Source organism: Nitratireductor sp. J20-h4 (assembly GCF_056780505.1).
This window is the reverse complement of sequence record NZ_CM165557.1, coordinates 4,016,343-4,037,678: the sequence shown is the minus strand read 5'-3', so window position 1 is coordinate 4,037,678 and position 21,336 is coordinate 4,016,343. Positions and strand designations below refer to the sequence as shown.

At 65.0% G+C, this 21,336-nt stretch carries 25 protein-coding genes and 2 pseudogenes; 8 read left to right on the top strand and 19 right to left on the bottom strand.

The features are described 5' to 3' along the window. Positions 1 to 35 precede the first annotated feature (35 nt). Together ACT2B0_RS19505 and ACT2B0_RS19500 are read left to right on the top strand one after the other, a co-directional pair. Positions 36 to 726: pseudogene (locus tag ACT2B0_RS19505) on the top strand (orotate phosphoribosyltransferase). A gap of 16 nt (positions 727 to 742) precedes the next feature. Beyond that, on the top strand, positions 743 to 1,057 hold the full coding sequence (locus tag ACT2B0_RS19500; RefSeq protein ID WP_348293312.1) for a hypothetical protein: 315 nt from the start codon (positions 743 to 745) through the stop codon (positions 1,055 to 1,057). A 251-nt stretch (positions 1,058 to 1,308) separates the two neighbouring features. Here ACT2B0_RS19500 and ACT2B0_RS19495 read toward each other — a convergent pair. The 10 genes and pseudogenes from ACT2B0_RS19495 to hisB form a co-directional block, all read right to left on the bottom strand. Next, positions 1,309 to 1,494, bottom strand: a pseudogene (locus ACT2B0_RS19495) (integrase core domain-containing protein); the annotation flags it as partial. A gap of 435 nt (positions 1,495 to 1,929) precedes the next feature. Then, positions 1,930 to 3,003, bottom strand: a complete 1,074-nt coding sequence (locus tag ACT2B0_RS19490) for a DUF3644 domain-containing protein (RefSeq protein WP_473459940.1) — start codon at positions 3,001 to 3,003, stop codon at positions 1,930 to 1,932. A gap of 507 nt (positions 3,004 to 3,510) precedes the next feature. Further along, a complete protein-coding gene (locus tag ACT2B0_RS19485; RefSeq protein WP_473459939.1) occupies positions 3,511 to 4,569 on the bottom strand; it encodes an MBL fold metallo-hydrolase in 1,059 nt (352 codons plus the stop codon). 149 nt (positions 4,570 to 4,718) lie between these two features. Beyond that, positions 4,719 to 5,678: a type I pantothenate kinase gene (gene coaA, locus ACT2B0_RS19480; RefSeq protein WP_348488299.1), complete on the bottom strand. Its 960-nt coding sequence runs from the start codon at positions 5,676 to 5,678 to the stop codon at positions 4,719 to 4,721. A 22-nt stretch (positions 5,679 to 5,700) separates the two neighbouring features. Further along, positions 5,701 to 6,021, bottom strand: a complete 321-nt coding sequence (locus tag ACT2B0_RS19475; protein ID WP_473459938.1) for a phosphoribosyl-ATP diphosphatase — start codon at positions 6,019 to 6,021, stop codon at positions 5,701 to 5,703. Next, complete coding sequence (hisF, locus tag ACT2B0_RS19470; RefSeq protein ID WP_473459937.1) at positions 6,018 to 6,821, bottom strand: imidazole glycerol phosphate synthase subunit HisF; 804 nt, start codon at positions 6,819 to 6,821, stop codon at positions 6,018 to 6,020. The genes ACT2B0_RS19475 and hisF overlap by 4 nt, the downstream gene beginning before the upstream one ends. Beyond that, complete coding sequence (hisA, locus tag ACT2B0_RS19465) at positions 6,818 to 7,579, bottom strand: 1-(5-phosphoribosyl)-5-[(5-phosphoribosylamino)methylideneamino]imidazole-4-carboxamide isomerase (RefSeq protein ID WP_473459936.1); 762 nt, start codon at positions 7,577 to 7,579, stop codon at positions 6,818 to 6,820. The genes hisF and hisA overlap by 4 nt, the downstream gene beginning before the upstream one ends. Before the next feature lie 52 nt (positions 7,580 to 7,631). Beyond that, on the bottom strand, positions 7,632 to 8,282 hold the full coding sequence (hisH, locus tag ACT2B0_RS19460) for an imidazole glycerol phosphate synthase subunit HisH (RefSeq protein WP_473459935.1): 651 nt from the start codon (positions 8,280 to 8,282) through the stop codon (positions 7,632 to 7,634). A 2-nt stretch (positions 8,283 to 8,284) separates the two neighbouring features. Beyond that, entirely contained in the window at positions 8,285 to 8,758 is a 474-nt protein-coding gene (locus ACT2B0_RS19455; protein ID WP_473459934.1) for a DUF2628 domain-containing protein, read from the bottom strand. Between the two features lie 10 nt (positions 8,759 to 8,768). Then, positions 8,769 to 9,374: an imidazoleglycerol-phosphate dehydratase HisB gene (gene hisB, locus ACT2B0_RS19450; protein ID WP_473459933.1), complete on the bottom strand. Its 606-nt coding sequence runs from the start codon at positions 9,372 to 9,374 to the stop codon at positions 8,769 to 8,771. A gap of 174 nt (positions 9,375 to 9,548) precedes the next feature. Here hisB and hslV point away from each other — a divergent pair, with 174 nt between their 5' ends. From hslV to ACT2B0_RS19430, 4 genes are all read left to right on the top strand, one after another. After that, on the top strand, positions 9,549 to 10,097 hold the full coding sequence (gene hslV / locus ACT2B0_RS19445; RefSeq protein ID WP_473459932.1) for an ATP-dependent protease subunit HslV: 549 nt from the start codon (positions 9,549 to 9,551) through the stop codon (positions 10,095 to 10,097). Beyond that, positions 10,087 to 10,629, top strand: coding sequence for a GNAT family N-acetyltransferase (locus ACT2B0_RS19440; RefSeq protein WP_473459931.1), 543 nt, complete (start codon positions 10,087 to 10,089; stop codon positions 10,627 to 10,629). Before hslV ends, ACT2B0_RS19440 begins: the two co-directional genes overlap by 11 nt. Next, complete coding sequence (gene hslU, locus ACT2B0_RS19435; RefSeq protein ID WP_473459930.1) at positions 10,626 to 11,927, top strand: ATP-dependent protease ATPase subunit HslU; 1,302 nt, start codon at positions 10,626 to 10,628, stop codon at positions 11,925 to 11,927. The genes ACT2B0_RS19440 and hslU overlap by 4 nt, the downstream gene beginning before the upstream one ends. Before the next feature lie 132 nt (positions 11,928 to 12,059). After that, entirely contained in the window at positions 12,060 to 13,028 is a 969-nt protein-coding gene (locus ACT2B0_RS19430) for a DUF1402 family protein (protein ID WP_473459929.1), read from the top strand. Between the two features lie 34 nt (positions 13,029 to 13,062). On the opposite strand, the gene ACT2B0_RS19425 is transcribed toward ACT2B0_RS19430, so the two are convergent. From ACT2B0_RS19425 to ACT2B0_RS19410, 4 genes are read right to left on the bottom strand one after another with little or no spacing between them, the layout of a single operon-like run. After that, entirely contained in the window at positions 13,063 to 13,440 is a 378-nt protein-coding gene (locus ACT2B0_RS19425; protein WP_473459928.1) for a helix-turn-helix domain-containing protein, read from the bottom strand. Beyond that, positions 13,440 to 14,000, bottom strand: coding sequence for a Smr/MutS family protein (locus ACT2B0_RS19420; RefSeq protein WP_473459927.1), 561 nt, complete (start codon positions 13,998 to 14,000; stop codon positions 13,440 to 13,442). Before ACT2B0_RS19420 ends, ACT2B0_RS19425 begins: the two co-directional genes overlap by 1 nt. Further along, positions 13,997 to 15,106: a murein transglycosylase A gene (gene mltA, locus ACT2B0_RS19415; protein WP_473459926.1), complete on the bottom strand. Its 1,110-nt coding sequence runs from the start codon at positions 15,104 to 15,106 to the stop codon at positions 13,997 to 13,999. Before mltA ends, ACT2B0_RS19420 begins: the two co-directional genes overlap by 4 nt. Positions 15,107 to 15,125: 19 nt before the next feature. Then, entirely contained in the window at positions 15,126 to 15,836 is a 711-nt protein-coding gene (locus tag ACT2B0_RS19410; RefSeq protein WP_473459925.1) for a Tim44/TimA family putative adaptor protein, read from the bottom strand. A gap of 217 nt (positions 15,837 to 16,053) precedes the next feature. Here ACT2B0_RS19410 and ACT2B0_RS19405 point away from each other — a divergent pair, with 217 nt between their 5' ends. Continuing rightward, positions 16,054 to 16,545: an FxsA family protein gene (locus ACT2B0_RS19405; RefSeq protein ID WP_473459924.1), complete on the top strand. Its 492-nt coding sequence runs from the start codon at positions 16,054 to 16,056 to the stop codon at positions 16,543 to 16,545. A gap of 122 nt (positions 16,546 to 16,667) precedes the next feature. After that, positions 16,668 to 17,177, top strand: coding sequence for a protein-export chaperone SecB (gene secB, locus ACT2B0_RS19400; RefSeq protein WP_473459923.1), 510 nt, complete (start codon positions 16,668 to 16,670; stop codon positions 17,175 to 17,177). 64 nt (positions 17,178 to 17,241) lie between these two features. Here secB and dnaQ read toward each other — a convergent pair whose 3' ends face one another. From dnaQ to ACT2B0_RS19375, 5 genes are all read right to left on the bottom strand, one after another. Continuing rightward, positions 17,242 to 17,964: a DNA polymerase III subunit epsilon gene (gene dnaQ / locus ACT2B0_RS19395; protein ID WP_473459922.1), complete on the bottom strand. Its 723-nt coding sequence runs from the start codon at positions 17,962 to 17,964 to the stop codon at positions 17,242 to 17,244. 122 nt (positions 17,965 to 18,086) lie between these two features. Further along, on the bottom strand, positions 18,087 to 18,689 hold the full coding sequence (gene coaE, locus ACT2B0_RS19390; protein ID WP_473459921.1) for a dephospho-CoA kinase: 603 nt from the start codon (positions 18,687 to 18,689) through the stop codon (positions 18,087 to 18,089). After that, a complete protein-coding gene (locus tag ACT2B0_RS19385) occupies positions 18,686 to 19,528 on the bottom strand; it encodes a shikimate dehydrogenase (protein WP_473459920.1) in 843 nt (280 codons plus the stop codon). Before ACT2B0_RS19385 ends, coaE begins: the two co-directional genes overlap by 4 nt. Next, positions 19,521 to 20,135, bottom strand: coding sequence for a Maf-like protein (locus tag ACT2B0_RS19380; protein WP_473459919.1), 615 nt, complete (start codon positions 20,133 to 20,135; stop codon positions 19,521 to 19,523). The genes ACT2B0_RS19385 and ACT2B0_RS19380 overlap by 8 nt, the downstream gene beginning before the upstream one ends. 10 nt (positions 20,136 to 20,145) lie before the next feature. Continuing rightward, complete coding sequence (locus ACT2B0_RS19375; protein ID WP_473459918.1) at positions 20,146 to 20,967, bottom strand: pyruvate, water dikinase regulatory protein; 822 nt, start codon at positions 20,965 to 20,967, stop codon at positions 20,146 to 20,148. Between the last annotated feature and the right edge of the window lie 369 nt (positions 20,968 to 21,336).

Below are 21,336 nucleotides of genomic sequence, written 5' to 3'. Positions count from 1 at the left end.
GCCCGCCGACCCCGACCAACCATCAGTAAACGCGCATGTTTTCAAACACATTTCCGGATAGGGAGCTGATATGCGAAACCGCCGCAAAGATGCTCCTGGGGATCAACGCCGTCCATTTCGGGGCCGGCCCTTCCCCTTCACCGCCGGTCTGGCGAGCCCGGTCCATATCGATTGCCGCAAGCTGATGTCCTATCCGCGTCTTCGGTCCGCCCTGATGGATGTCGCCGCGTCCACCATTGCCAGGCAGGCCGGCTTCGAGCAGTTCGACGCGACGGCGGGTGGCGAGACGGCGGGCGTTCCGTTTGCGGCCTGGCTGTCGGACAGGCCTGGTCTGCCGATGCTCTGCGTACGCAAGAAGCCCAGGCGCTTTGGCCGCGGCACGCAGGGCGAGGGATCGCGCAGGGATGGCGCGCGGGTTATGCTTGTTGAGGATCCGACCACCGATGGCGGGTCGAAGATCGAATTCGCGACCGCGATCACCCGCAGCGGAGCCATGGTCGCCAAGACATTGGCAGTGGTCTACGACGACATTTTCCCCGACACGCCGCGGCGTCTCGCAGCGGCCGGCTGCGACTACACTATCTTGCAACTTGGTGGGACATAATAAAGGTCTGCAAGAACGAAAACCGGCTTCCCTCGGGAACAATCGCCGAGGTGGAGAACTTCCTGAACGATCCGGTTTCGTGGTCCGCCGGTCATGGCGGCAAATCGGAACTGCCACGCTAACACCAAGGAGTGTGTGATGTTTGAATCGCTGATAAAAGACCTGAACGAGGCGGGTGGCAGCGTACGCGCCTATGACGCTTGCGGCCGTGCGGCGAGGGCGCGCATAACCGGCGAGCCCCGAAACGCCGCCGCCCTGCTTCTGATTTCCTATGCAACGCAGCGCTTCGTGGAAGCCTACGATGATCAGCCGCTGACCGTGAAGGAAGCCGCCGAAGAACTCGACGAGATCACACAAATCGTTCGCCTTCTGGATGCTGCATTCTCGGGCGGATCCGAGAAGGCGAAGCTGGATGCGCTCAACGATGTGGCGGGCAGGCTTGCACCCACATGACAAGCAGACCGCGCGGCAACGCCTGCCGCAATCGAATGCCTGAGAGCCCGATGCCTGCCCTATGTGGACCGCTCGACCAGCGTCGGTTCCAGACCAGGCCAGGCAGCGTGGTCGATCGGATATTCATCGCCTGAGTCGTTTATCCTCCGCGGCCGAAAGTCGGCTTCAAGGAAAACTGCAAACGTGCGCGAACGGCTGAGAAGCCGGCACAAGGCAGTCGACGGGCTGACCTGCTTCCCGTTTGTCCGCGCCTATACGTTCGCCCCGTTCACGTCGTGGTCCGATCTGGACCGGTTTGCAGATTTGTTCGGGGTGAACCCTTTGAGGCTGGTGTGTGGGCGGTTCGCATTGTAGTCGATCCTCCCGTCTTCGATGCTGTCTCGGGCGTGTCGATAGCCGGTGAAGAGCCGCTCGTTGAGACATTTGTCGCGCAGGCGCGCGAGCCGGAAAGCCGCGCCGCCTCGCTGGACCCTGCCGGTGCTCGTATTTGACACCGCGCGCCGAAAGGCCCGGCGTCATCGACCGGGCCCAGCCGGCAAGACGTCTCATGCCGGGCGCATGCCCGATCGCAGGCAGAATTTGCCGTGACTTTTTTGGGAAATAGGGGCGCGTATTCCGTTTTCTTGGCCGCTTGCGACTCCGTTGTGGTCGTTCCGTTGCATGCTGCCGCTTCCCAAATCCTGCCGTTCGCACAGCGCCTATCTGCGGCATGAACGGTGCCGTTTGCGGGCAGACAGCTATTGAGGTACGAAGCACTGATAGCTGCCAGCCGCGATCCTTCCGCACTTCGCCAAAAATCCACTCCGCGAGCCGGTCGTAGTGCCCAGAATATGCCCAAGAATGGCTGATAAAGATGTTCATTCTCCCCCTATTTACTTGTCGGCCTTTTGCTTTGCACGATAAGCTTTCCAGATATCGTCGATCGACTCCCTTTCGAGCGCCTGTTGGATTCGCTTGATTGCCTTGGGCGAATAGCGTGGGTGCGTGATGCCGCCAATCGCAATCTCCTTAAAGCATTCTGGATCGTCACGCAGATTGAGGTGGTCGACCACGGCCCGAGACTTGGGGATCGTGAGCCCCACCTTCTTCGCCAGTAGAGCCGCTCCAAGACTATAGAAGTCCAGCTCATTTACGCGCCGCACCGCCACAACCGCGCCGGTTCCCTCCCCTTCCTTCAGCAGTTGGACAGGGGTGCCCTCATTCTTGGTCAGGCGCAGACTAAGGCTTGGCCCGTCATGCTCAGCCGTGATGTTAATAGACGCCACACCGGGAAAAACGGACGTCCAGGCCTCCCCTCCCGATAACCTTTTACAAACCTTCTCCAACTCGCGGTCACTGGGCTGTTCGTAGTCGCCCTTCACTGCGCTTTCCAGAACCGCCAGGCTGCGTGCCTTGGCAACCGCGTCCATCTTCTTTCGTTTCCCGGGAGCCAACAGCCCTTTGATCTCGTCGACTTCCCTGTCGAACAGAGTCGTCAGGTCTTTCGGGGCCGTGGTAGAAACCGGAAGGACGCGCTCGGGCAGCCGGATCAGGAGCTTTTCCTCGAAGACGTCATCGTGGATGTCGCGGAAGAGGGTCACGCCCGCCTGGGCGTAGAAGTAGAGCTGATGCTCCGACATATCGACGAGGTAGTGCTGTGCGGCATCGCGCTGCCCATTAATCGACTGGAGCGTGAGAGCCTGCTCGTCCGTCAGGAACCGCAAACTCGCGTCGGTCAGTCCCTTCCGGACGCAAGCGTCGAACCCGATGGTTTGCTTTTCCCGGGGCTTGCGGATTTTCCCGTGCCGCTCGCGGATCGCCGCCTTGAGCAGCATTTCAAATGAATGGTCGAGCAGGATGAGAACGGCTTCGGTCCTGCCGCGGTCCCAAGGTCTATTGAAATGTTCGATGGCGAGTACGAGCGCATTGATGGCCTTCTCGCGGAGTTGACGAACCTCCTTTTTCACAAATGACCTCCCTCGCCCTGTCTCTGCGGTGAAGGGTATCAGAAGCAGGCGACCCCGAAAATCGGCAGCGTTCGAGCAACGGCCCAGCTAACGCGCGAACATCGAAACACGCAAGGCCGCACGCGTCGGGAAGGGGCTGCTCTCGGGATCAAATGCCGCCTGCCGGAAGGTCTTAAGAGGAGGCGCGCTGCGGTCGAAGTGCGTCGGCCACCTGGATGGCTGTTTTCCCAGTTCGGCGCCCAGAAGCGACCGGGCAGGAATCCACCCCAACGCCGACCTTCGCGTTTGAAACAGGCTCGATGTCCATTGCACCTCTAGCCACTAGAGAGCCTAAGCCCTTCTGAGCCCACCCCCAGAAGGCCCGTTTCATGGCCGCCTCCGACCAACGCTCCCATGACCATCCGGGCGTGATCGCGGCGCCGCCGCTGATCTTTCCGCCTTCCTGCGTGTCGGGCCGACCGCGCCTGGCGCGGCGGAACGGGCCCGCGTCCGGCGCTGGCTGTGGCCTCAGGCCAGCCGGTAGCGGTGCACATCCTCGTCCTTTGCGTCGCGCACCAGCCTGCCCTGCCGCTTCATGCGGTTGACGTGGGCGTGGACCTCGCTGAAGGCGAAACCCATCTGGTGCGGATCGAGCGCGCGGGGGAACACGAAGGGCAGCAGATCGGCCACCGAGCGCGGCTTCGCGCTGCAGGCCTCGGCGATCGCCGCGCAGCGCTCGTCATGATGGGCGGCCAGCTCGCGGCAGCGCTGGTGCAGCCCGACAAAGGGAAGCTGGTGGCCGGGCAGCACCAGCGCGTCGGCCGGGATCGTCGCGCGCAGCGCGGCGAGCGAACGCAGGTAGAGCCCGAGCGGGTCCCCCTCCGGTTCGACCGCCCACACGCCGATATTGGGCGATATCCTGGCCAGCACCTGGTCGGCGGCCAAAAACACGTTGCCGTCGCGCCAGTAGAGCATCAGCTGCTCCGGCGCGTGGCCGTCGCCGGCCAGCACCTCGAAATCGCGCCCGCCGAGCGTCAGCGTGTCGCCAGCCACCAGCCGCGAAAAAACCGGCGGCAGCGGCGCCACCATGCGCAGATAATTGTGGCCCTGGGTGCTGACCAGGCGCGCCGCGTCGTCCGCCATGCCGTGGCGGCGGTAATGGTCGCGATAGGGCGCGGCATCGAGCGCGCCCGGGCTGAGCGAGATGTTGAGACAGCCGAGATAGGCCGAATGGCTGGTCAGAAGCGGCAGGTCGAACCGGTCGCACAGCCAGCCGGCCAGCCCGATATGGTCGGGGTGATAATGGCTGACGATCAGCCGCGTCAGGCGCCGGCCGGCCAGCGGCCCGGCGACCAGCGCCCGCCAGATTTCGCGGGTCTTCCCGTTGGCGATGCCGGTGTCGAGCACGGCCCAGCCGTCGCCGTCCTCGATCAGGTAGATGTTGACGTGGTCGAGGCGGAAGGGCAGCGGGATGCGCGCCCACAAAATGCCGGGCGCGACCTCGCTGACCGTGCCGGTCTCGGGCGTGTCGGGAAACGGAAAGCGCAGCTCCCGCGGCCCGGCGGGCAAAACCGTCGTCGTCGTCATCTGCCGTTCTCCTTGGCTCGCGGACCCGTTCGCGGGCTCGACCTAACCCACATCCGGCGGCCTCACAAGCGCGATGGGCCAGGCCGGATTGCGACTGCCCGCCGGCTGCGAAGGAGGGCGTCGGATCGTCCCGCGCGGCGGCATGGCGCCTATAGCTTGCGCAGCGCCACCTCCTCGACCAGATGGTCGGCGCCCTTGCGCAGGATCAGGTCGGCGCGCGGCCTGGTCGGCACGATATTCTCGCGCAGGTTCTTCAGGTTGATATTGGCCCACAGGTTTTCGCCGATGGCGCGCGCGGCGTCCTCGGAAAGCTGCGAGTAGCGGTGGAAAAAGGATTGCGGGTTGCGGAAGGCGGTCTCGCGCAGGCGCATGAAACGGTCGATATACCAAGTGTGGATCAGGTCTTCGTCGGCGTCGATATAGATCGAGAAATCGAAGAAATCCGACACCACCGGCACCGCGCGCCCGTCCGGGGGCAGGTCGCGGGTCTGCAGAACGTTGATGCCCTCGAAGATCAGGATGTCGGGCCGGTCGATCAGCACATATTCGCCGGGCACCACGTCATAGGTCAGGTGGGAATAGACCGGGGCGCGCACGTCCGGCTCGCCGGACTTGATCGCCGACAGGAACCGCAACAGCTGGCCGACATCGTAGCTCTGCGGAAAGCCCTTGCGGTCCATGATGTTTTCGCCGCGCAGCACCTCGTTGGGGTACAAAAACCCGTCGGTGGTGACCAGGTCGACCTTGGGGCTCGACGGCCAGCGCCCCAGAAGTTCCTGGAGAATGCGCGCCGTCGTCGACTTGCCGACCGCGACCGAACCGGCGATGCCGATGATGAAGGGCGTCTTGACCACGTCGCCGGTGTTGAAGAACACCTTGCGCTGGTGAAACAAAAGCTGGCTCGCCTCGACATGGGCCGACAAGAGCCGCGACAGCGACAGGTAGATGCGGCGGACCTCGTCGAGATCGACCGGGTCGTTGAGCGAGCTCAGCCGGCGAACCTCGTCCTCGGTCAGGGTGAGCGGGGTGTCGGCGCGAAAGCCTGCCCAGCGCGCCGCGCTGAAGAAGCGGTAGGGCGAATATTTCAGGTCCGGAGCAAGCTGGTCCATCACCTTCCCTTTCGCGCCCGCCTCACTCCTTGCGCGCCGCCTTTTCGGCAATGCCGGAGCGCGCCGTACGGCGCTCGAGTTCGGCCAGCACATCGGCAACCGGCACATCGGCGAGTGCCAGCACCACCAGCCAATGATAGACAAGATCGGCGCTTTCAGAAACCAGCCCGTCGCGATCGCCGCGCACCGCCGCGATCACCGTTTCCACGGCTTCCTCGCCGAGCTTCTGCGCCGCCTTGTCGGTGCCGCCGGCAAAAAGCTTCGCCGTCCACGACTGCGGATCGCCGGAGCGACCGCGCTCGGCGATGATCTTTTCCAGATCGGTCAGGGAAAATCCGCTCATGGTCGTGCTCCGCCCGGCGCCGCCGGGTCGAGGCGCACGGCGATGCCGGCCGCTTCCATAAAGTGCTTGGCCTCGGTGATGGAATGGGTGCCGAAATGAAAGATCGAGGCGGCAAGCACGGCGGCGGCGTGGCCGTCGCGGACGCCCTCGACCAGATGGTCGAGCGTGCCGACGCCGCCCGACGCGATCACCGGCACGCGCACGGCGTCGGCGACCGCCCGCGTCAACGCCAAATCGTAACCGGCCTTGGTGCCGTCGCGATCCATCGAGGTCAGCAGGATCTCGCCGGCGCCGCGTTCGACCATTTTTTGTGCGAACCCGATCGCCTCGATGCCGGTCTTCTCGCGGCCACCATGAGTAAAGATCTCCCAGCGCGCGGCCTCGCCCGGCGCCGACACCTTCTTGGCGTCGATCGCCACGACAATGCACTGGTTGCCGAACTTGTCGGCCGCCTCGGCGACGAAATCGGGATTTTTCACCGCCGCCGTGTTGATCGACACCTTGTCGGCGCCGGCCAGCAGCAGCTTGCGGATATCGGCGACCGCGCGCACGCCGCCGCCGACGGTCAGCGGCATGAAACACTGCTCGGCCGTGCGCGCCACCACGTCGAAAATCGTCTCGCGATTGTCGGACGAGGCGGTGATGTCGAGAAAGCACAATTCGTCGGCGCCGGCCGCGTCATAGGCCTTGGCGGCCTCGACGGGATCGCCGGCATCGATCAGGTCGACGAAATTGACGCCCTTGACGACGCGGCCGTCCTTGACGTCGAGACAGGGGATGACGCGGGCTTTCAGGGTCATGCCGGGTCCTCGAACAGCCCGGCCGGAGGTTTGGCGCCGCCGAGCACGGCCAGCGCCGCGGCAGGGTCGATGCGCCCGTCGTAAAGCGCGCGGCCGGAAATCGCGCCTTCGAGCCGCTTCGCGTCGGGCATGGTCATGCGCACGATATCGGCGATCGAGGCAAGCCCGCCCGAGGCGATGACGGGGATCGAGACCGCGTTGGCCAGATCGATGGTCGCCTCCCAGTTGATGCCCGAAAGCACGCCGTCGCGGTCGATGTCGGTATAGATGATGGCGGCCACGCCGGCGCCCTCGAAACGCTCGGCCAGCTCGATCACGCCGAGCTTGGAGGCCTCGGCCCAGCCTTCCACGGCGACCTTGCCGCCCTTGGCGTCGATGCCGACCGCGATCTTGCCGGGAAAAAGCCGGCAGGCCTCTTTGACCAGATCGGGATCGCGCACCGCCACCGTGCCCAAAATGACGCGCGCCAGCCCCTTGTCGAGCCAGGCCTCGATATCGGCGAGCGTGCGGATGCCGCCGCCGAGCTGGACCGGGTTCCGCGTCGCCTTCAGGATCGCCTCGACGGCGGCGCCGTTGACGCTCTCGCCGGCGAAGGCGCCGTTCAGGTCGACGACGTGCAGCCAGTCGAACCCCTGCGCCTCGAAGGCCCCGGCCTGTGCGGCCGGATCGGCGTTATAGACCGTGGCGGTCGCCATGTCGCCGAGCTTCAGGCGCACGCACTGGCCGTCCTTGAGATCGATGGCGGGAAACAGGATCATGCCTCGGCTCCCGCCCTGTTTGCGGCCGTTGCGATCCAACACGCTTTGCGGCTCATGGCCTCCACCTCAGGAAATTGGCGATCAGGGCCAGGCCGAGCGCCTGGCTCTTTTCGGGATGGAACTGGGTGCCGGCAAGGTTGTCGCGGCCGACCGCCGCCGTGATCCGGCCGCCATAGTCGGTGACGGCGACCAGTTCCTCGGCCAGCCGCGTCTGCAGATGATAGGAATGGACGAAATAGGCGTGCAGCCCGCTTTCGCCGGTCGCAATGCCCTCAAACAGCGGGTGCGGCCGCACGAGCGCGATCGTGTTCCAGCCGATCTGGGGAACTTTCAAGGCGGGCTCGGCGGGCTCGATGCGGACCACGTCGCCGGCGATCCAGCCGAAACCCTTCGTCGTCGTCTTTTCCAGGCCGCGCTGCGCCATCAGCTGCATGCCGACGCAGATGCCGAGGAAGGGCCGGCCCCTGGCAATCGCGGCCTCGTCGATCGCCTCGACCATGCCGGGCACGGCATCGAGGCCGGCGCGACAATCGGCATAGGCGCCCACGCCCGGCAGCACGACGCGGTCGGCCGTGCGCACCCGTTCGGCATTTGATGTCAGCTCGATCTCGGCTGCGATGCCGGCCTGGCGCGCGGCGCGCTCGAAGGCCTTGACGGCCGAGCGCAGATTGCCGGAGCCGTAATCGATGATGGCGACACGCATTGTCAGCCTCGCGCGGGATAGTCGAGCAGGCCGAGCGCGGGTTCGCCGGAAACGCCCGGCCTCACCGTGCGGGATGGCTCGGCGCGCTGGACGATCCGCTCGGGTTCCGCAGCGTCGCCGCGTTCGGCGAAATAGCGCGCCTCGGCGTCCTCGAGCGTGTCGGCCTCCACGACGCCCCATTCGCGCCAGCCGCGACGGGTTGCCGCCCAGACCCGCAGCGTCGCACCTTCGATGCCGACATAAAGCGCCAGAATGAGCGACAGGAACGGCGCGACCACGCCCAGACCGGCGAATTCGACCAGCAGCGCCAGTCCGATCGAGGCGGCCAGGAAAAGCAACGCCTCGATCCACAGCCGGTGCCACAAAAGCCAGAAGAAGGGCAGCAGAAGGCCGAGCCAGGCAAAACCGTCGCGGACGAATCTCATGTCGGCGGCGGGACGGTCACCGGAAGGCTCCAGAACGACGAAACTGGCCATAAGCGGGTTCCTAGCCAAGCGTGCCTTTGGTCGAGGGCACGGCGTCGGGTTGACGCGGATCGGCTTCGAGCGCGACACGCAGAACCCGCGCGACGGCCTTGAAGCAGGTCTCGGCGACATGATGGTTGTTGGCGCCGTAAAGCGTCGTCACATGCAGCGTGATGCCGGCATTCTGGGCGAGCGCCTGGAAGAACTCGCGCACCAGCTCGGTATCGAACGTGCCGATCTTGGGCGCCGAGAAAGGCACGTTCCAGACCAGGAACGGCCGGCCCGATATGTCGACGGCGGCCCGCGTCAGCGTTTCGTCCATGGCGAGATCGAGCGAGGCGTAGCGGGTGATGCCGCGCCGCTCGCCGAGCGCGCGGGCGATGGCCTGCCCGATGGCGATGCCGGTATCCTCGACCGTGTGGTGGTCGTCGATGTGCAGGTCGCCCTTCGTCCTGATCGTCATGTCGATCAGCGAATGGCGCGACAGCTGCTCGAGCATATGGTCGAAGAAGCCGACGCCGGTTACGATGTCGTGTTTGCCGCCGCCGTCGAGATCGACGGCCACCTCGATGGCGGTCTCGTTGGTCTTGCGGCTGATCGTTGCGGTGCGACCGGTGCTGGCGTCCATCTCGCTTGTCCTGAAAGTAGCGTGGCGCTGCCTTCTAACAGTGGCGCGCGGGGAATGCCAGTTCGCCGGAGCATGCAGACCATTGTCCGGTGCAGATTTGCAATCCGGCCCGCGCTGCATAAATAAGGCCCTGTCGAAACGCCGCGCCTCGGTCACGTGTCATTGGAGCCATTCATGTCAGAAGCACCCGCAATGCATGCGACCACCATCGTTACCGTGCGCAAGGGCGGCACCGTGGTGATCGCCGGAGACGGTCAGGTCTCGATGGGGCAGACGGTCATGAAGGGCAATGCCCGCAAGGTCCGGCGCCTGGGCAAGGGCAACGTGATCGCCGGTTTCGCCGGCGCGACCGCCGACGCCTTCACCCTGCTCGAACGGCTCGAGACCAAGCTCGAACAATATCCCGACCAGTTGACGCGGGCCTGTGTGGAACTGGCCAAGGACTGGCGCACCGACCGCTATCTGCGTCGGCTCGAGGCGATGATGCTGGTCGCCGACAAGAGCGTGACCCTGGCGCTTACCGGCACCGGCGACGTGCTGGAACCCGAGCACGGGGTGATGGCGATCGGCTCCGGCGGCAATTACGCGCTGGCCGCCGCGCGCGCGCTCGCCGACACCGACAAGTCGGCCGAGGAGATCGCCCGCGCCGCGATGGAGATCGCAGCCGACATCTGCGTCTACACGAACCGCAACGTCGTGATCGAAACACTCGATGCCGATTGACACGCAGGACATCTCCTTCCGGCCGGTGACGCCAGACGACTACCCCGTGCTGCGGACCTGGCTCGACAGCCCGCATCTGCGCCGCTGGTGGGGCGAGCCGGAGGTGGAACTCGGCTACATCCGCGACATGGTGGAAGGCCGCGACACGACACACCCTTTCATCATCCTGCTCGATGGTGCGCCGGTCGGCTATATCCAGTATTGGCATGTCGGCCACCACCAGAACGAGGACTGGATCGCGGACCACCCCTGGCTGGCGGAATTCCTTCCCGAAACGGTCGGGGTGGATATTTCCATCGGCGAGGAAAACATGCTGTCAAAAGGGATCGGCTCGGCGGCGCTCGGCGCATTCACCCGAATGCTGCGCGAACAAGGCCACACCACGATCATCATCGATCCCGATCCGAATAATCGCCGCGCCATACGCGCTTATGAAAAAGCCGGCTATCGGCCGATCCCGCATCTTGCCGGGCGCACCGGCGACTGCCTCTTGATGCAGCACGGCGAAAACACAAAAGAGATCCCGTCATGACCACATTTTCCCCCCGCGAGATCGTTTCCGAGCTCGACCGCTACATTATCGGCCAGAAGGACGCCAAGCGCGCCGTGGCGATCGCGCTGCGCAACCGCTGGCGGCGCCAGCAGCTCGAAGGCCAGATGCGCGAGGAGGTGATGCCGAAAAACATCTTGATGATCGGCCCGACCGGCGTCGGCAAGACCGAGATCTCGCGCCGGCTGGCGCGGCTCGCCGGCGCGCCCTTCATCAAGGTGGAAGCGACCAAATTCACCGAGGTCGGTTATGTCGGCCGCGACGTCGAACAGATCATCCGCGACCTGGTCGAGGTGGCGATGGGCCTGGTGCGCGACAAGATGCGCGAGGACGTCAAGGCGCGCGCGCATATCAATGCCGAGGAGCGGGTGCTGGAGGCGCTGGTGGGCAAGAATGCCAGCCCGGCGACCCGCGACAGCTTTCGCAAGAAGCTGAGAAGCGGCGAGCTCGACGACAAGGAGATCGAGGTCGAGGTCGCCGACACTTCCGGCCCGTCCCTGGAGATCCCCGGCATGCCGGGCGCCAATATCGGCGTGCTCAACATCAACGACATGCTGTCGAAGGCGATGGGCGGGCGTACCAAGACACGCAAGACCACGGTCAAGGACTCTTACGCCCATCTCATCAACGACGAATCCGACAAGCTGCTCGACCAGGACGAGGTGGTGAGCCGGGCGCTGTCGATCACGGAAAATGACGGGATCGTCTTCCTCGACGAGATCGACAAGATCGCCACGCGCGACAGCGGCGTTGGGGCCGGCGTGTCCCGCGAGGGCGTGCAGCGCGACCTGCTGCCGCTGGTCGAGGGCACCACGGTCGCCACCAAATACGGGCCGGTCAAGACCGACCATATTCTGTTTATCGCCTCGGGCGCCTTCCACGTCTCGAAGCCGTCGGACCTGCTGCCGGAGCTGCAGGGCCGGCTGCCGATCCGCGTCGAACTGCGGGCGCTGGAGAAGGAGGATTTCCGGCGCATCCTGACTGAAACCGAGGCGAGCCTGATCAAGCAATATGTCGCGCTCATGCAGACGGAGGGCGTGACGCTCGACTTCACCGACGACGCCATCGATTCGCTGGCCGGCATCGCCGTCGATCTCAACGCCTCGGTGGAAAATATCGGCGCGCGCCGGCTGCAGACGGTGATGGAACGCGTGCTCGACGATATCTCCTTCGAGGCGCCCGACCGGTCGGGATCGTCGCTGACGATCGATGCCGACTATGTCGCCAGGAATGTCGGCGATCTGGCCAAGAACACAGATTTGTCCCGATTCATTCTTTAGGAAGTGGCAAGGATGTCGAAGCGGTGTTTCCGTTTCGACGGCCCAAAGGGCAACAAGTCACCCTTGGCGCTATCGACTCGGGGCCGCGCGTTTCCTACCGTGGCGGTTCAAAAACGAACGGCTCTGGGACATATGGCAAGGCAGTTTTTTTGGATCCTGATCCTGGCGGCAGGCCTGATCGCGCCCCCCGCGCAGGCGGCAACGCCGGTGCCCGTCGGCAACCGGCACGTCGAGCAACCCGACATCCCGTTCGGTTCGGGATCGCGCACACGCGCGCTCAAGACCACGTTCGAGGCCAAATACCGCAAGGTCTACGCACTGCTGAAACGCGACGACACGCTACGGACCAAGATCGTCGAGGCCGCCTCCGCCTACCGCATCGATCCGATGCATATCGTCGGCGCCATCGTCGGCGAACATACCTACAATGTCGATGCGTATGACCGGCTGCAGACCTATTACGTCAAGGCGGTATCCTACCTGACGACGCGGTTTTCCTTCGCCTATGACGGCGAGGATGTCGACGTCTTCATCAAGCGGCCGCAATTCGCCGCCTGCGATGCCGAAACCGGCAGTTACGCGGTGTGGACTTGTCGCGAAAGGGTCTGGAACACCCAGTTCCGCGGCCGCGTCGTCGACGGCAAGGGATTTCCGAACAACCGCTTCAGCGCGGTGTTCTTCCAGCCCTTTTACGCGGGCCAGACGTTCGGGATCGGCCAGCTCAACCCGCTGACGGCCCTGCAGATGAGCGACACGGTGCACCGGGTTTCCGGATTGCCCAAGCTCGATCATCGCTATCCGCAGCAGGTCTACCGCACGATCATGGACCCGGACCTTACCCTGCCCTATGTCGCGGCGACGCTGAAAACCGCGATCGACGCCTATGCCGAGATCGCCGGGTTCGACATTTCCAACAATCCCGGCATCACCGCGACGCTCTACAATGTCGGCAATCCGCGCGAACGGGCACAGGCGCTGCGCCGGGAAAACGCCGAACGCGCGGCAAAGGGCGAGGAGAAGCGGCTGCCGGAGGAAAACTATTATGGCTGGCTGGTCAACGACAGGCTGAGCGAACTCAAGGCGCTGTTTGCGGCCGATTGATTGCCGGACGCCCGTCGCACACGGCGGAAAAAGATCAGTCGAAGCGCTTCGAGCGCCGTCCCGCCGCCCGGATCCGCTCGATCAGCGCGGCGATGTCGTCCTCGTCGAGCCGGGCGATGTCGGTGGCCAGCAGATTGGCGAGGCGGGTCGCGGCGGGCGAAAGCCCGGAGGTGTCGATCACCACCCGGGGCCGGGACTGTTCGGCGATCCGGCGCAATTCCTCCGCATCGTCCCAGATAATGTTGAAATAGCCGAGCACCTTTTGCAGGAACGTCCAGCTCGGCACGCCGCGATGGCCGCGCTCGAGCGCCGACAGATAGGCCGGGCTGACGCCGAGCGCCTGCGCCATCTCCTTCTGGGTCACGCCCTTGTCGCGGCGCATGGCGCGCATTTTTTCACCAAACGGCGTCATCAGCGCGCCCCGTCACCGGCCCGCCGCAGACGGATATAAAGCGCGCCATGACCGCCATGATGGCGCGCGGCGGGTTCGAACCCGCCAACGATGGCGCGGAAGGAGGGGGTCGCCAGCCAGCCGGGGACGGCGCGGCGCAGGACGCCTTCGCTGCCGAACGAGGCGCCCTTGCCGGTGATGACCAGCACATGGCGGATGCCGGCGGCATGGGCGCGCATCAGGAAGGACAGAAGCAGCCCGTGCGCCTGGCTCTGCGTCAGACCGTGCAGATCGACGCTGGCCTCGAGCGCGACGCGGCCCTTGGCCAGTTTCTGCCGGGTCGGCCGGTCGATGCCGCCGGCCGCCTGCTGCGCGGGCTTGGCCTGCTGCCGCGGCGCGGTCGCGACCGACGCCCGGCGTGTGCCCGCGCCCGCCTGGTCTTGTTGCGGCGATGCGGAAACCGGCGCCGCGATCTCGGCCGGCGGCGCATGGCGGCCCTTGAGCGGCGTGGCGGTGCGGGCGACCCGTTCCCACAAGATCCGGTCCTGCTCGGTCAGGCCCTTTGTCGCCCGGTTTCTCATCCGCCGGCCCCGTCGGCCAGAACACGCGGAACGAGCACGAAAAAATCGGCCTCGTGCCGGATCACGCCGGCGATGTCGCCGGCCGCCGCGCCGGAGCCGGCAAACAGATCGCCGCGGGCGGGACCGGTAATGGCGGAGCCGGTGTCCTGGGCGATCATCAGCCGTGAAAACGGCGCCGCGCCGAACGCCGCGAGATCCGGCGCATGAACGTAAACCGGGGTGCCGAACGTGTGCAGCAGGCGGTCGACCGCAAGCGAGCGACCGGGCGTCAGCGGCACCTTGGCCGCAGCGACCGGGCCAAGCGCGGGATCGTCGACCGGCGCTTCCTTGAAGAAGATAAAGGAGCGATTTTGCCACAAAATCTCGGAGATTCGCTGCGGATTTTCGCAAAACCAGGCCCGAATCGTCTGCATTGTGACGTTTTCGCGCGCCAATTCGCCGATTTCGGCCAGAATTCCGCCGGGTCCCGTGAAGCGATGTCCACTCTTGGCGGCATAGGTCACACGCTTGACCGCGCCGTTGGGCATGCGCAGCCGCGCCGCGCCCTGGACATGGATGAAAAACACGTCGACGGGGTCCGCCAGCCAGGCGATCTCCAGCCCCCGGCCCGACAGCGCCCCGCTCTCGATCGCGGCACGGTCGAAATATTCGCCGATCCGACCATCCGGATATTGGCGGGCGAAGGCGAAATACGGATCGAGACCGGGGGGCCGGTTGCTGTCGTCGACCGCAACCAGATCGGCCGGGCGCGCCAAAAGCGGATATTTGAAAACGGGCGAGGCCCGCGGCGCGGCGTCGACTTCGGGTTCGTAATACCCGGTGACGAAACCGCGCGCGCGGTCGTCCGGTGCGACGCGAAAGGCAGCGAAATGGGTTTCGAAGAAAGTTCGTGCCGCGCCGACGTCATCTGGCGGGGCGGCGCAGGCGGCGGCATGGGCCGGCGCGAAGGCGGCGGCTTCTATGCCGAGGCTGCCGGTCCGATAGGTCCGTGTTGCCGCCTTCTTAGCGCTGCGCCGATAGGCCGCGAACGCGGCCCGGCTATCGTCGGCGTCCCAGCCGGGCACATCGTCGAACCCGACGCGCCGCAGAAGGGGAGACAAGGACACGGGCCGACCACGCCGGTAATCAGTCTTCGGCTTCCGTGGCCACCAGTTTCCAGTTCGGATCGCGCGAGCGCGTGTCGCGGGCGAAGGTCCACACATCCTTGACCTCGGCAACCGTTTCGGGATCGCCGTCGATCACCTCGCCGGCGCCGTCGCGCGTCGCCGAAATCAGCTCGCTGACGATGCGCAGGGTGAGATGCGCCTCCGTTCCCTTCATCTCGGCCGAAACGATATCGACCTTGTCGATGCCGACGAAGGAGGACTGGATCTTTTCCGACCGTTTCTCGCGCTCGGATATCGCGGCGACGAACCCGTCATAGACCTCGCGCGACAGGAGGTTTTTCAGTGTCTTGCGGTCGCCGTCGGCATAGGCCATGACGATCATCTCGTAGGCGAGCTTGGCGCCCTCGGTGAAGCCGCGCGGATCGAAGGAGGGATCGGCGTCGTGGATGGCGCGCAGCCCCTTGTTGAGCTCCGAGCCCGGCGCGGCATATTTGTCGATCGCCGCATAGGGCGTTTCCTGGTCGCCCTCGCCGGTTGATTTGCGTCGCGGCAACGACACCACATTGTCCTGCGGCCTGTCGGTGTCGGTCTCGCGCGTGCGCTTGGCCGTATAGGGATCGAAGGGCGGTTTCTCACTCCCCGTCCGGCGCCCCAGAACGTTGCGCAACTGGAGAAAGATCACCACCGCGGCGACGACGAAAAACAGTGTTCCGATATCCAGAAATTCCATCGTGTCCGCCGAACCGCCTCGAAAATCGTCGCCGTTGTTGTTAACCGTGTGTCCCGGCCCGGTGGAACCGGACCCAGACGATTGCATATAGAACGCGACGGTCAATCATTCAAATCCGACCGTAGCATGACTATGTTGGGAACGTGCAGGTCGCATCATCGTTTTGCGAGCCATTTTATCACAACAGTCCCATCCGCGGACAGGCGAAGTGATTAGTGTGAGATTTCCAACCCTTTTTGCGATATTTCTGGTCGTTCCGCTGCTTGAAATCGCGGCTTTTGTCGCGATCGGCGGGCGGATCGGCGTTTTCGCGACCCTGGCGATCGTGGTTCTGACCGCTTTGATCGGCTCCGTGCTGCTGCGGGTCCAGGGGTTCGGACTGCTGCGCCGCATCCAGGCGGAAACGGATGCCGGGCGCGTGCCGCAGCGCGAGCTGGTGCACGGCGCGATGATTCTGTTCGCCGGGCTGCTGCTGCTGCTGCCGGGTTTCGTCACTGACGCATGCGGCTTCGCGCTGTTCGTGCCGGCGTTGCGCGACGCGGTCTGGTCGCTGGTGAAGTCACGACTGAAAGTGCATTTCAATGTCGGAGGAAGGCCCGAACCGGACTTCACCCCCCGCGACGAAACGGTCATCGACCTCGACGAGAAGGATTTTTCCCGCTCCGGTCCGGCGGACTCGCCCTGGAAAGGGCCGAAACGCGACGAATAGGGCGATCGGCGACGCCGGAGACCGGCGATTGCGCTTGCGCGCTTGTTTCAGACAGCCGCCCATGATAGCGAACGCGCAAATTTTCGGGCCGCGATGCGGCCTCCAGGCAAGGGCATGATCGAATGGCTGACGAGAAGTCGAAAGAAGCGGCCGGCGCCGCCGCAACCACCGGGAACGGCAACGGCGCGCAGCCGTCGCTCAACGTTCTGGCCCAATATGTCAAGGACCTGTCCTTCGAAAGCCCCGGCGCGCCGAACTCGCTGCGCGGGCGCGACCAGGCTCCGAACATCAATATCAATGTCAATGTCAACGCCAACTCGATCTCGGAAAACGAGTACGACGTCAATTTGATGCTGACGGCCAAGGCCAGCCATCAGGACTCGGTGCTGTTCAACGTCGAACTCGCCTATGGCGGCGTGTTCCGGGTGGCCGGGTTCCCCAAGGAGCACGTGCTGCCGGTGCTGTTCATCGAATGCCCGCGGCTGCTTTTCCCGTTCGCGCGCCAGATCATCGCGGACGCGACGCGCAATGGCGGCTTCCCGCCGCTGATGCTCGACCCGATCGACTTCGCGCAGATCTTCCAGAAAAAGGTCGCCGAGGATCAGGCCAAGGCCAAAGCCCAGGCAAGCTGACCGGCAAGGCCCGTCGCGCCCGCCGCGCGGCCGGGTCTGGTCCACCCACCAGAATCGAGCCCGCTCAGTCGGGTGTCTTTTCGTCTTGCCGAATGTCGATCCGCGACCAGATCGCGTTTTCTCCGAGCGTTTCGACCATTTTCGCGTGGGCTGCGCGCGCCGAGGCCGTGAGACGCGACGGCAGGGCGCGCGCGCGCGGCCTGATCGCGATCATGTCGATGTCGCGCCCGGTTTCCTCGGTGTCGGAGCCGCGCACTTCCAGCCCGAGCGCGGCCTGCTTGCCGCCCACCAGCTCGATATAGACTTCGGCCAGCAGTTCCGAATCGAGCAAGGCGCCATGCTTGGTGCGGCGGCTATTGTCGATACCGTAGCGCCGGCACAGGGCGTCGAGCGAGTTCGGCCCCATGGGATGCTTGCGCCGCGCGATCGCCAGCGTATCGATTACGCGGTTCGGATCCACCGCATCGATGCCTAAGCGGGCAAACTCCTGATTGATGAAGCCCATGTCGAAGCCGGCATTGTGCGCCACCAGCTTGCCGTCGCCGACAAAAGCAAGAAAATCCCCGGCGATCTCGGAAAACACCGGCTTTCCCTCCAGATCGGCCAGGCTGATGCCGTGCACGGCCTGCGCATCGGGATGAATGGCCCGGTTTTCGGGATGAATATAGACGTGAAAGACCCGGCCGGAGGGAAATCGGTTGACCAGTTCGACCGCCCCGATCTCGATCACGCGGTCTTCGCGGGCGTCGAGGCCGGTGGTTTCGGTATCAAAAATGATCTCGCGCATCGCCGCCTCGAATCCCGATTCGATGGCCAGACTAGACCATGATGGCCCACGGCTGAATCACCTTTGCTCCACGGCGGCGGTTTCACCACAGGCTTCACGGCCATGCCGGCGCGCCGGCGGCGTCACTGTGGCGATGCATCGGTTTTCCCGGTCAGGACAGCGATGATCTCCCCGACCCGGCGACGGGCATGGTCCATGCCCTGTCCGGTATCGAGCACGAAATCGGCGCGGCGGCGCTTTTCGGCATCCGGAACCTGCTTGTCGAGGATGTTTTGCAGGCGCTCGGGCGTCAAGCCCGGCCGGGCGAGCACCCGCTCGCGCTGCACCTCTTCGGGCGCGGTCACGACCAGAACGCGATCAACCCTTTGTTCGCCGCCGGTCTCGTAAAGAAGCGGAATGTCGAGCACGACCAGCGGCGTGCCCTTTTTCCTGTGCGCGGCGAGGAATTCGAGTTCGGCGGCGCGCACCAGCGGATGGACGATCGCCTCCAGCGCCTTGAGCGCTTCGGGCCTGCCCAGGACCTGCTCGGCCAGCCGCGCGCGATCGACCCTGCCGGCAACGATGGCGTCGGGAAACCGTTCGCCGACCAGCGGAACCGCCTTTCCTTCGTAAAGCGCGTGAACCGCGGCATCGGCATCGTGGACCGGCACGCCATAGTCTGAAAAGAACCGCGCCGTGGTCGATTTGCCCATGCCGATCGAACCGGTGAGGCCGAGAACGATCATTTGTTTTTCTCCATATCGGCAACGACAAGCGCGCGCAGCGCGTCGGTCACCTGCGGCCGCACCCCGAACCAGGCTTCGAAACCGGGCACGGCCTGATGCAACAGCATGCCGAGCCCGTCGACGGTCACGCAGCCGCGCGCCGCGGCCTGCGCGAGCAACGGCGTGACCAGCGGCACATAAACGATGTCGGTCACGATCGTGCGGTCGCCGAGCCGGTCAAGATCGAACGCGTGGCCGGGCGCACCGTCCATGCCGAGCGAGGTCGTGTTGACCAGGAGGTCGCAATGCGCAAGCAGGCCGCCCAGGCTCTCCAGGGGGGCAACATCGACGCCGGCGCCGAAACGCGCGGCGAGGACCTGCGCCCTCTCAACCGTGCGGTTGACGATGGCGATGTGCCGATAGCCGGCGATTTGCAGGGCGTGAATCACCGCCCGTGCCGCGCCGCCGGCGCCCAGCACGACGGCACGCTCGCCCTCGCGCCAGCCCGGCGCGCCCTGATCGAGGTTCGCGGCAAAACCCGACCAATCGGTGTTGGCGGCATGAAGCCTGCCGTTTTCAAACCACAGCGTATTGGCCGCGCCGATCCTTTCGGCAGCGGCGTCGCGACGCTCGGCCAGCGCGACCGCGCGCTGCTTGTGCGGAATGGTGACGTTGCCGCCGGCCCAGCCCGCCTCCTGCAGCCCGCGGACGAAATCGTCGAAACCGGCCGGTTCGACCGCAACGGCGTCGTAGCTGCCATCGATATCGTGTTCGGCCAGCCAGTATCGATGGATCAACGGCGAGCGCGAATGCGCGACCGGCCAGCCGCAGACGAAGGCGCGCCGCGCCGGCTCAGCCATCGATGGCGCCCAGGTCGCGCAGCGCGGCCAGGAGCGGCAGCAGCGGCAGGCCGACAATGGCGAAAAAGTCGCCCTCGATGCGCTCGAAAAGCTGAATGCCCTCGCCCTCGACCTGATAGGCGCCGACGCTGGTCAGCGCGGCGTCGCCGACGCGGGCGAGATGCCGGCCGACGAAGTCGGGCTCCAGCGCGCGCACCGTCATGTGCGCGACGGAGACGTGCCGCCACAGGGTCTCGCCGCCGCGAACCAGCGCCACGGCGCTGTTGAGTTGATGGGTCTTGCCTGACAGCTGCAACAGCCGGCGCCGTGCCTCGGCCATGTCGGCGGGCTTGTGGAGCAGTTCGCCGTCGAGCGACAATGTCTGATCGGCGCCGATGATCAGCGCCTCCGGCCTTTTTTCGCTGACGGCGCCTGCCTTGGCTTCGGCGAGCACCATGGCGACATCCTCGGCCGTGGCACCGCTGCCGCGCAGCGGGGCCTCGACGGCGCGCTCGTCGATCCCGGCCGACTGCGCCTCGACCGGCACGCCGGCATCGGCGAGCATTTTGAGCCTGAACGGGCTCTGCGAGGCGAGAATGAGCGGCGGTCGGGTCTGAATCTTGGTCATGATCGGCTCGCTAGCGGCTTCTGCCGCGCAGTGCAAGAATGGCGGCGGCGGTCTCTTCGATCGATCGGCGGCTGACGTCGATCATCGGCCAGCCGTTGCGGGTGCAGATCTGGCGTGCATAGGTCAGTTCCTGAACGATATGAGCCCGGTCGGTGTATGCGCCGGCGTCGAAATCGGCCGTGGCGCCCAGAATACGATGGTGGCGCACCTGCGAGATGCGTTCGGCTGAGGCGACCAGGCCGACGATCAGCGGCTTTTTGGCCCGCGACAGCGCTTCGGGCACCGGCACGCCCGGCACGATCGGCACATTGGCGGTCTTGATGCCGCGATTGGCCAGATAGATGCTGGTCGGTGTCTTGGAGGTGCGCGAAATGCCGACCAGGACGATGTCGGCCTCCTCGATGTCGGCGGGCAGCTGGCCGTCATCGTGATCCATGGTGAAATTCAGCGCGTCGATGCGTCGGAAATAATCGGCATCGAGCGCGTGCTGGGCGCCGACCCGGCGGCCGGCCGGCGCGCCGAGATAGGACTGGAACACGGTCAGTACCGGCTCGAGCACCGACACGCAGGGCAGGCCCATCGCCGCGCAGCGTTCGTCGATGGTGCGCGCCAGCGTCTCGTCGACGACGGTATAAAGAACGATGCCCGGTTCGGCGTCGATCTCGTCCAATACGGCCTGGAGCTGCCGTTCGGTCCTTATCAGCGGATAGATGTGCTCGACGGCGCGGGCGTCCTTGTACTGGGCCGCCGCCGCCCGGCCGGCGGCAAGCAGGGTCTCGCCGGTCGCATCGGATATCAAATGGAGATGGAAAAAGCTCTGAGGTCTATTCACAGGGGCACGGCGGTCCTGTTGGCAAATGTGGATAAGCCCGACCCAGGGACCGGCCGAGGCGAAGCGACTGTATCAGATGCCGAGTCTTCCACAATCCAGGGTGATCTGGACAAGATTCCGGCGCTGTTGAGAACTCGGTGGGCCGGGCACGCCGTCCACGGGGCCTTGAATTCGGGAAAGAATCGTCTCTTTTTCAACATATTGAAATCCAAGCGAAATTTTTGGCAATCCCCGCTATCAACATTCCAGGACGTACACGACCGTTCGGCCGATTCGGTTGAGCCGCACCGCGACAATCTGGGGACTGGCGCCAATCCCCGTTTTCGACAGAGTCATAGAAGAACAAGAAGTTCCCTTCTCAAATCTCTT

What these genes read in the sequence shown, in the direction of transcription:
- ACT2B0_RS19500 (WP_348293312.1), top strand. Translation starts at nt 743, where the DNA reads ATGTTTGAATCGCTGATAAAAGACCTGAACGAGGCGGGTGGCAGCGTA.
- ACT2B0_RS19485 (WP_473459939.1), bottom strand. Translation starts at nt 4,569, where the DNA reads ATGACGACGACGACGGTTTTGCCCGCCGGGCCGCGGGAGCTGCGCTTT.
- coaA (WP_348488299.1), bottom strand. Translation starts at nt 5,678, where the DNA reads ATGGACCAGCTTGCTCCGGACCTGAAATATTCGCCCTACCGCTTCTTC.
- ACT2B0_RS19475 (WP_473459938.1), bottom strand. Translation starts at nt 6,021, where the DNA reads ATGAGCGGATTTTCCCTGACCGATCTGGAAAAGATCATCGCCGAGCGC.
- hisF (WP_473459937.1), bottom strand. Translation starts at nt 6,821, where the DNA reads ATGACCCTGAAAGCCCGCGTCATCCCCTGTCTCGACGTCAAGGACGGC.
- hisA (WP_473459936.1), bottom strand. Translation starts at nt 7,579, where the DNA reads ATGATCCTGTTTCCCGCCATCGATCTCAAGGACGGCCAGTGCGTGCGC.
- hisH (WP_473459935.1), bottom strand. Translation starts at nt 8,282, where the DNA reads ATGCGTGTCGCCATCATCGATTACGGCTCCGGCAATCTGCGCTCGGCC.
- ACT2B0_RS19455 (WP_473459934.1), bottom strand. Translation starts at nt 8,758, where the DNA reads ATGGCCAGTTTCGTCGTTCTGGAGCCTTCCGGTGACCGTCCCGCCGCC.
- hisB (WP_473459933.1), bottom strand. Translation starts at nt 9,374, where the DNA reads ATGGACGCCAGCACCGGTCGCACCGCAACGATCAGCCGCAAGACCAAC.
- hslV (WP_473459932.1), top strand. Translation starts at nt 9,549, where the DNA reads ATGTCAGAAGCACCCGCAATGCATGCGACCACCATCGTTACCGTGCGC.
- ACT2B0_RS19440 (WP_473459931.1), top strand. Translation starts at nt 10,087, where the DNA reads ATGCCGATTGACACGCAGGACATCTCCTTCCGGCCGGTGACGCCAGAC.
- hslU (WP_473459930.1), top strand. Translation starts at nt 10,626, where the DNA reads ATGACCACATTTTCCCCCCGCGAGATCGTTTCCGAGCTCGACCGCTAC.
- ACT2B0_RS19430 (WP_473459929.1), top strand. Translation starts at nt 12,060, where the DNA reads ATGGCAAGGCAGTTTTTTTGGATCCTGATCCTGGCGGCAGGCCTGATC.
- ACT2B0_RS19425 (WP_473459928.1), bottom strand. Translation starts at nt 13,440, where the DNA reads ATGACGCCGTTTGGTGAAAAAATGCGCGCCATGCGCCGCGACAAGGGC.
- ACT2B0_RS19420 (WP_473459927.1), bottom strand. Translation starts at nt 14,000, where the DNA reads ATGAGAAACCGGGCGACAAAGGGCCTGACCGAGCAGGACCGGATCTTG.
- ACT2B0_RS19410 (WP_473459925.1), bottom strand. Translation starts at nt 15,836, where the DNA reads ATGGAATTTCTGGATATCGGAACACTGTTTTTCGTCGTCGCCGCGGTG.
- secB (WP_473459923.1), top strand. Translation starts at nt 16,668, where the DNA reads ATGGCTGACGAGAAGTCGAAAGAAGCGGCCGGCGCCGCCGCAACCACC.
- dnaQ (WP_473459922.1), bottom strand. Translation starts at nt 17,964, where the DNA reads ATGCGCGAGATCATTTTTGATACCGAAACCACCGGCCTCGACGCCCGC.
- coaE (WP_473459921.1), bottom strand. Translation starts at nt 18,689, where the DNA reads ATGATCGTTCTCGGCCTCACCGGTTCGATCGGCATGGGCAAATCGACC.
- ACT2B0_RS19385 (WP_473459920.1), bottom strand. Translation starts at nt 19,528, where the DNA reads ATGGCTGAGCCGGCGCGGCGCGCCTTCGTCTGCGGCTGGCCGGTCGCG.
- ACT2B0_RS19380 (WP_473459919.1), bottom strand. Translation starts at nt 20,135, where the DNA reads ATGACCAAGATTCAGACCCGACCGCCGCTCATTCTCGCCTCGCAGAGC.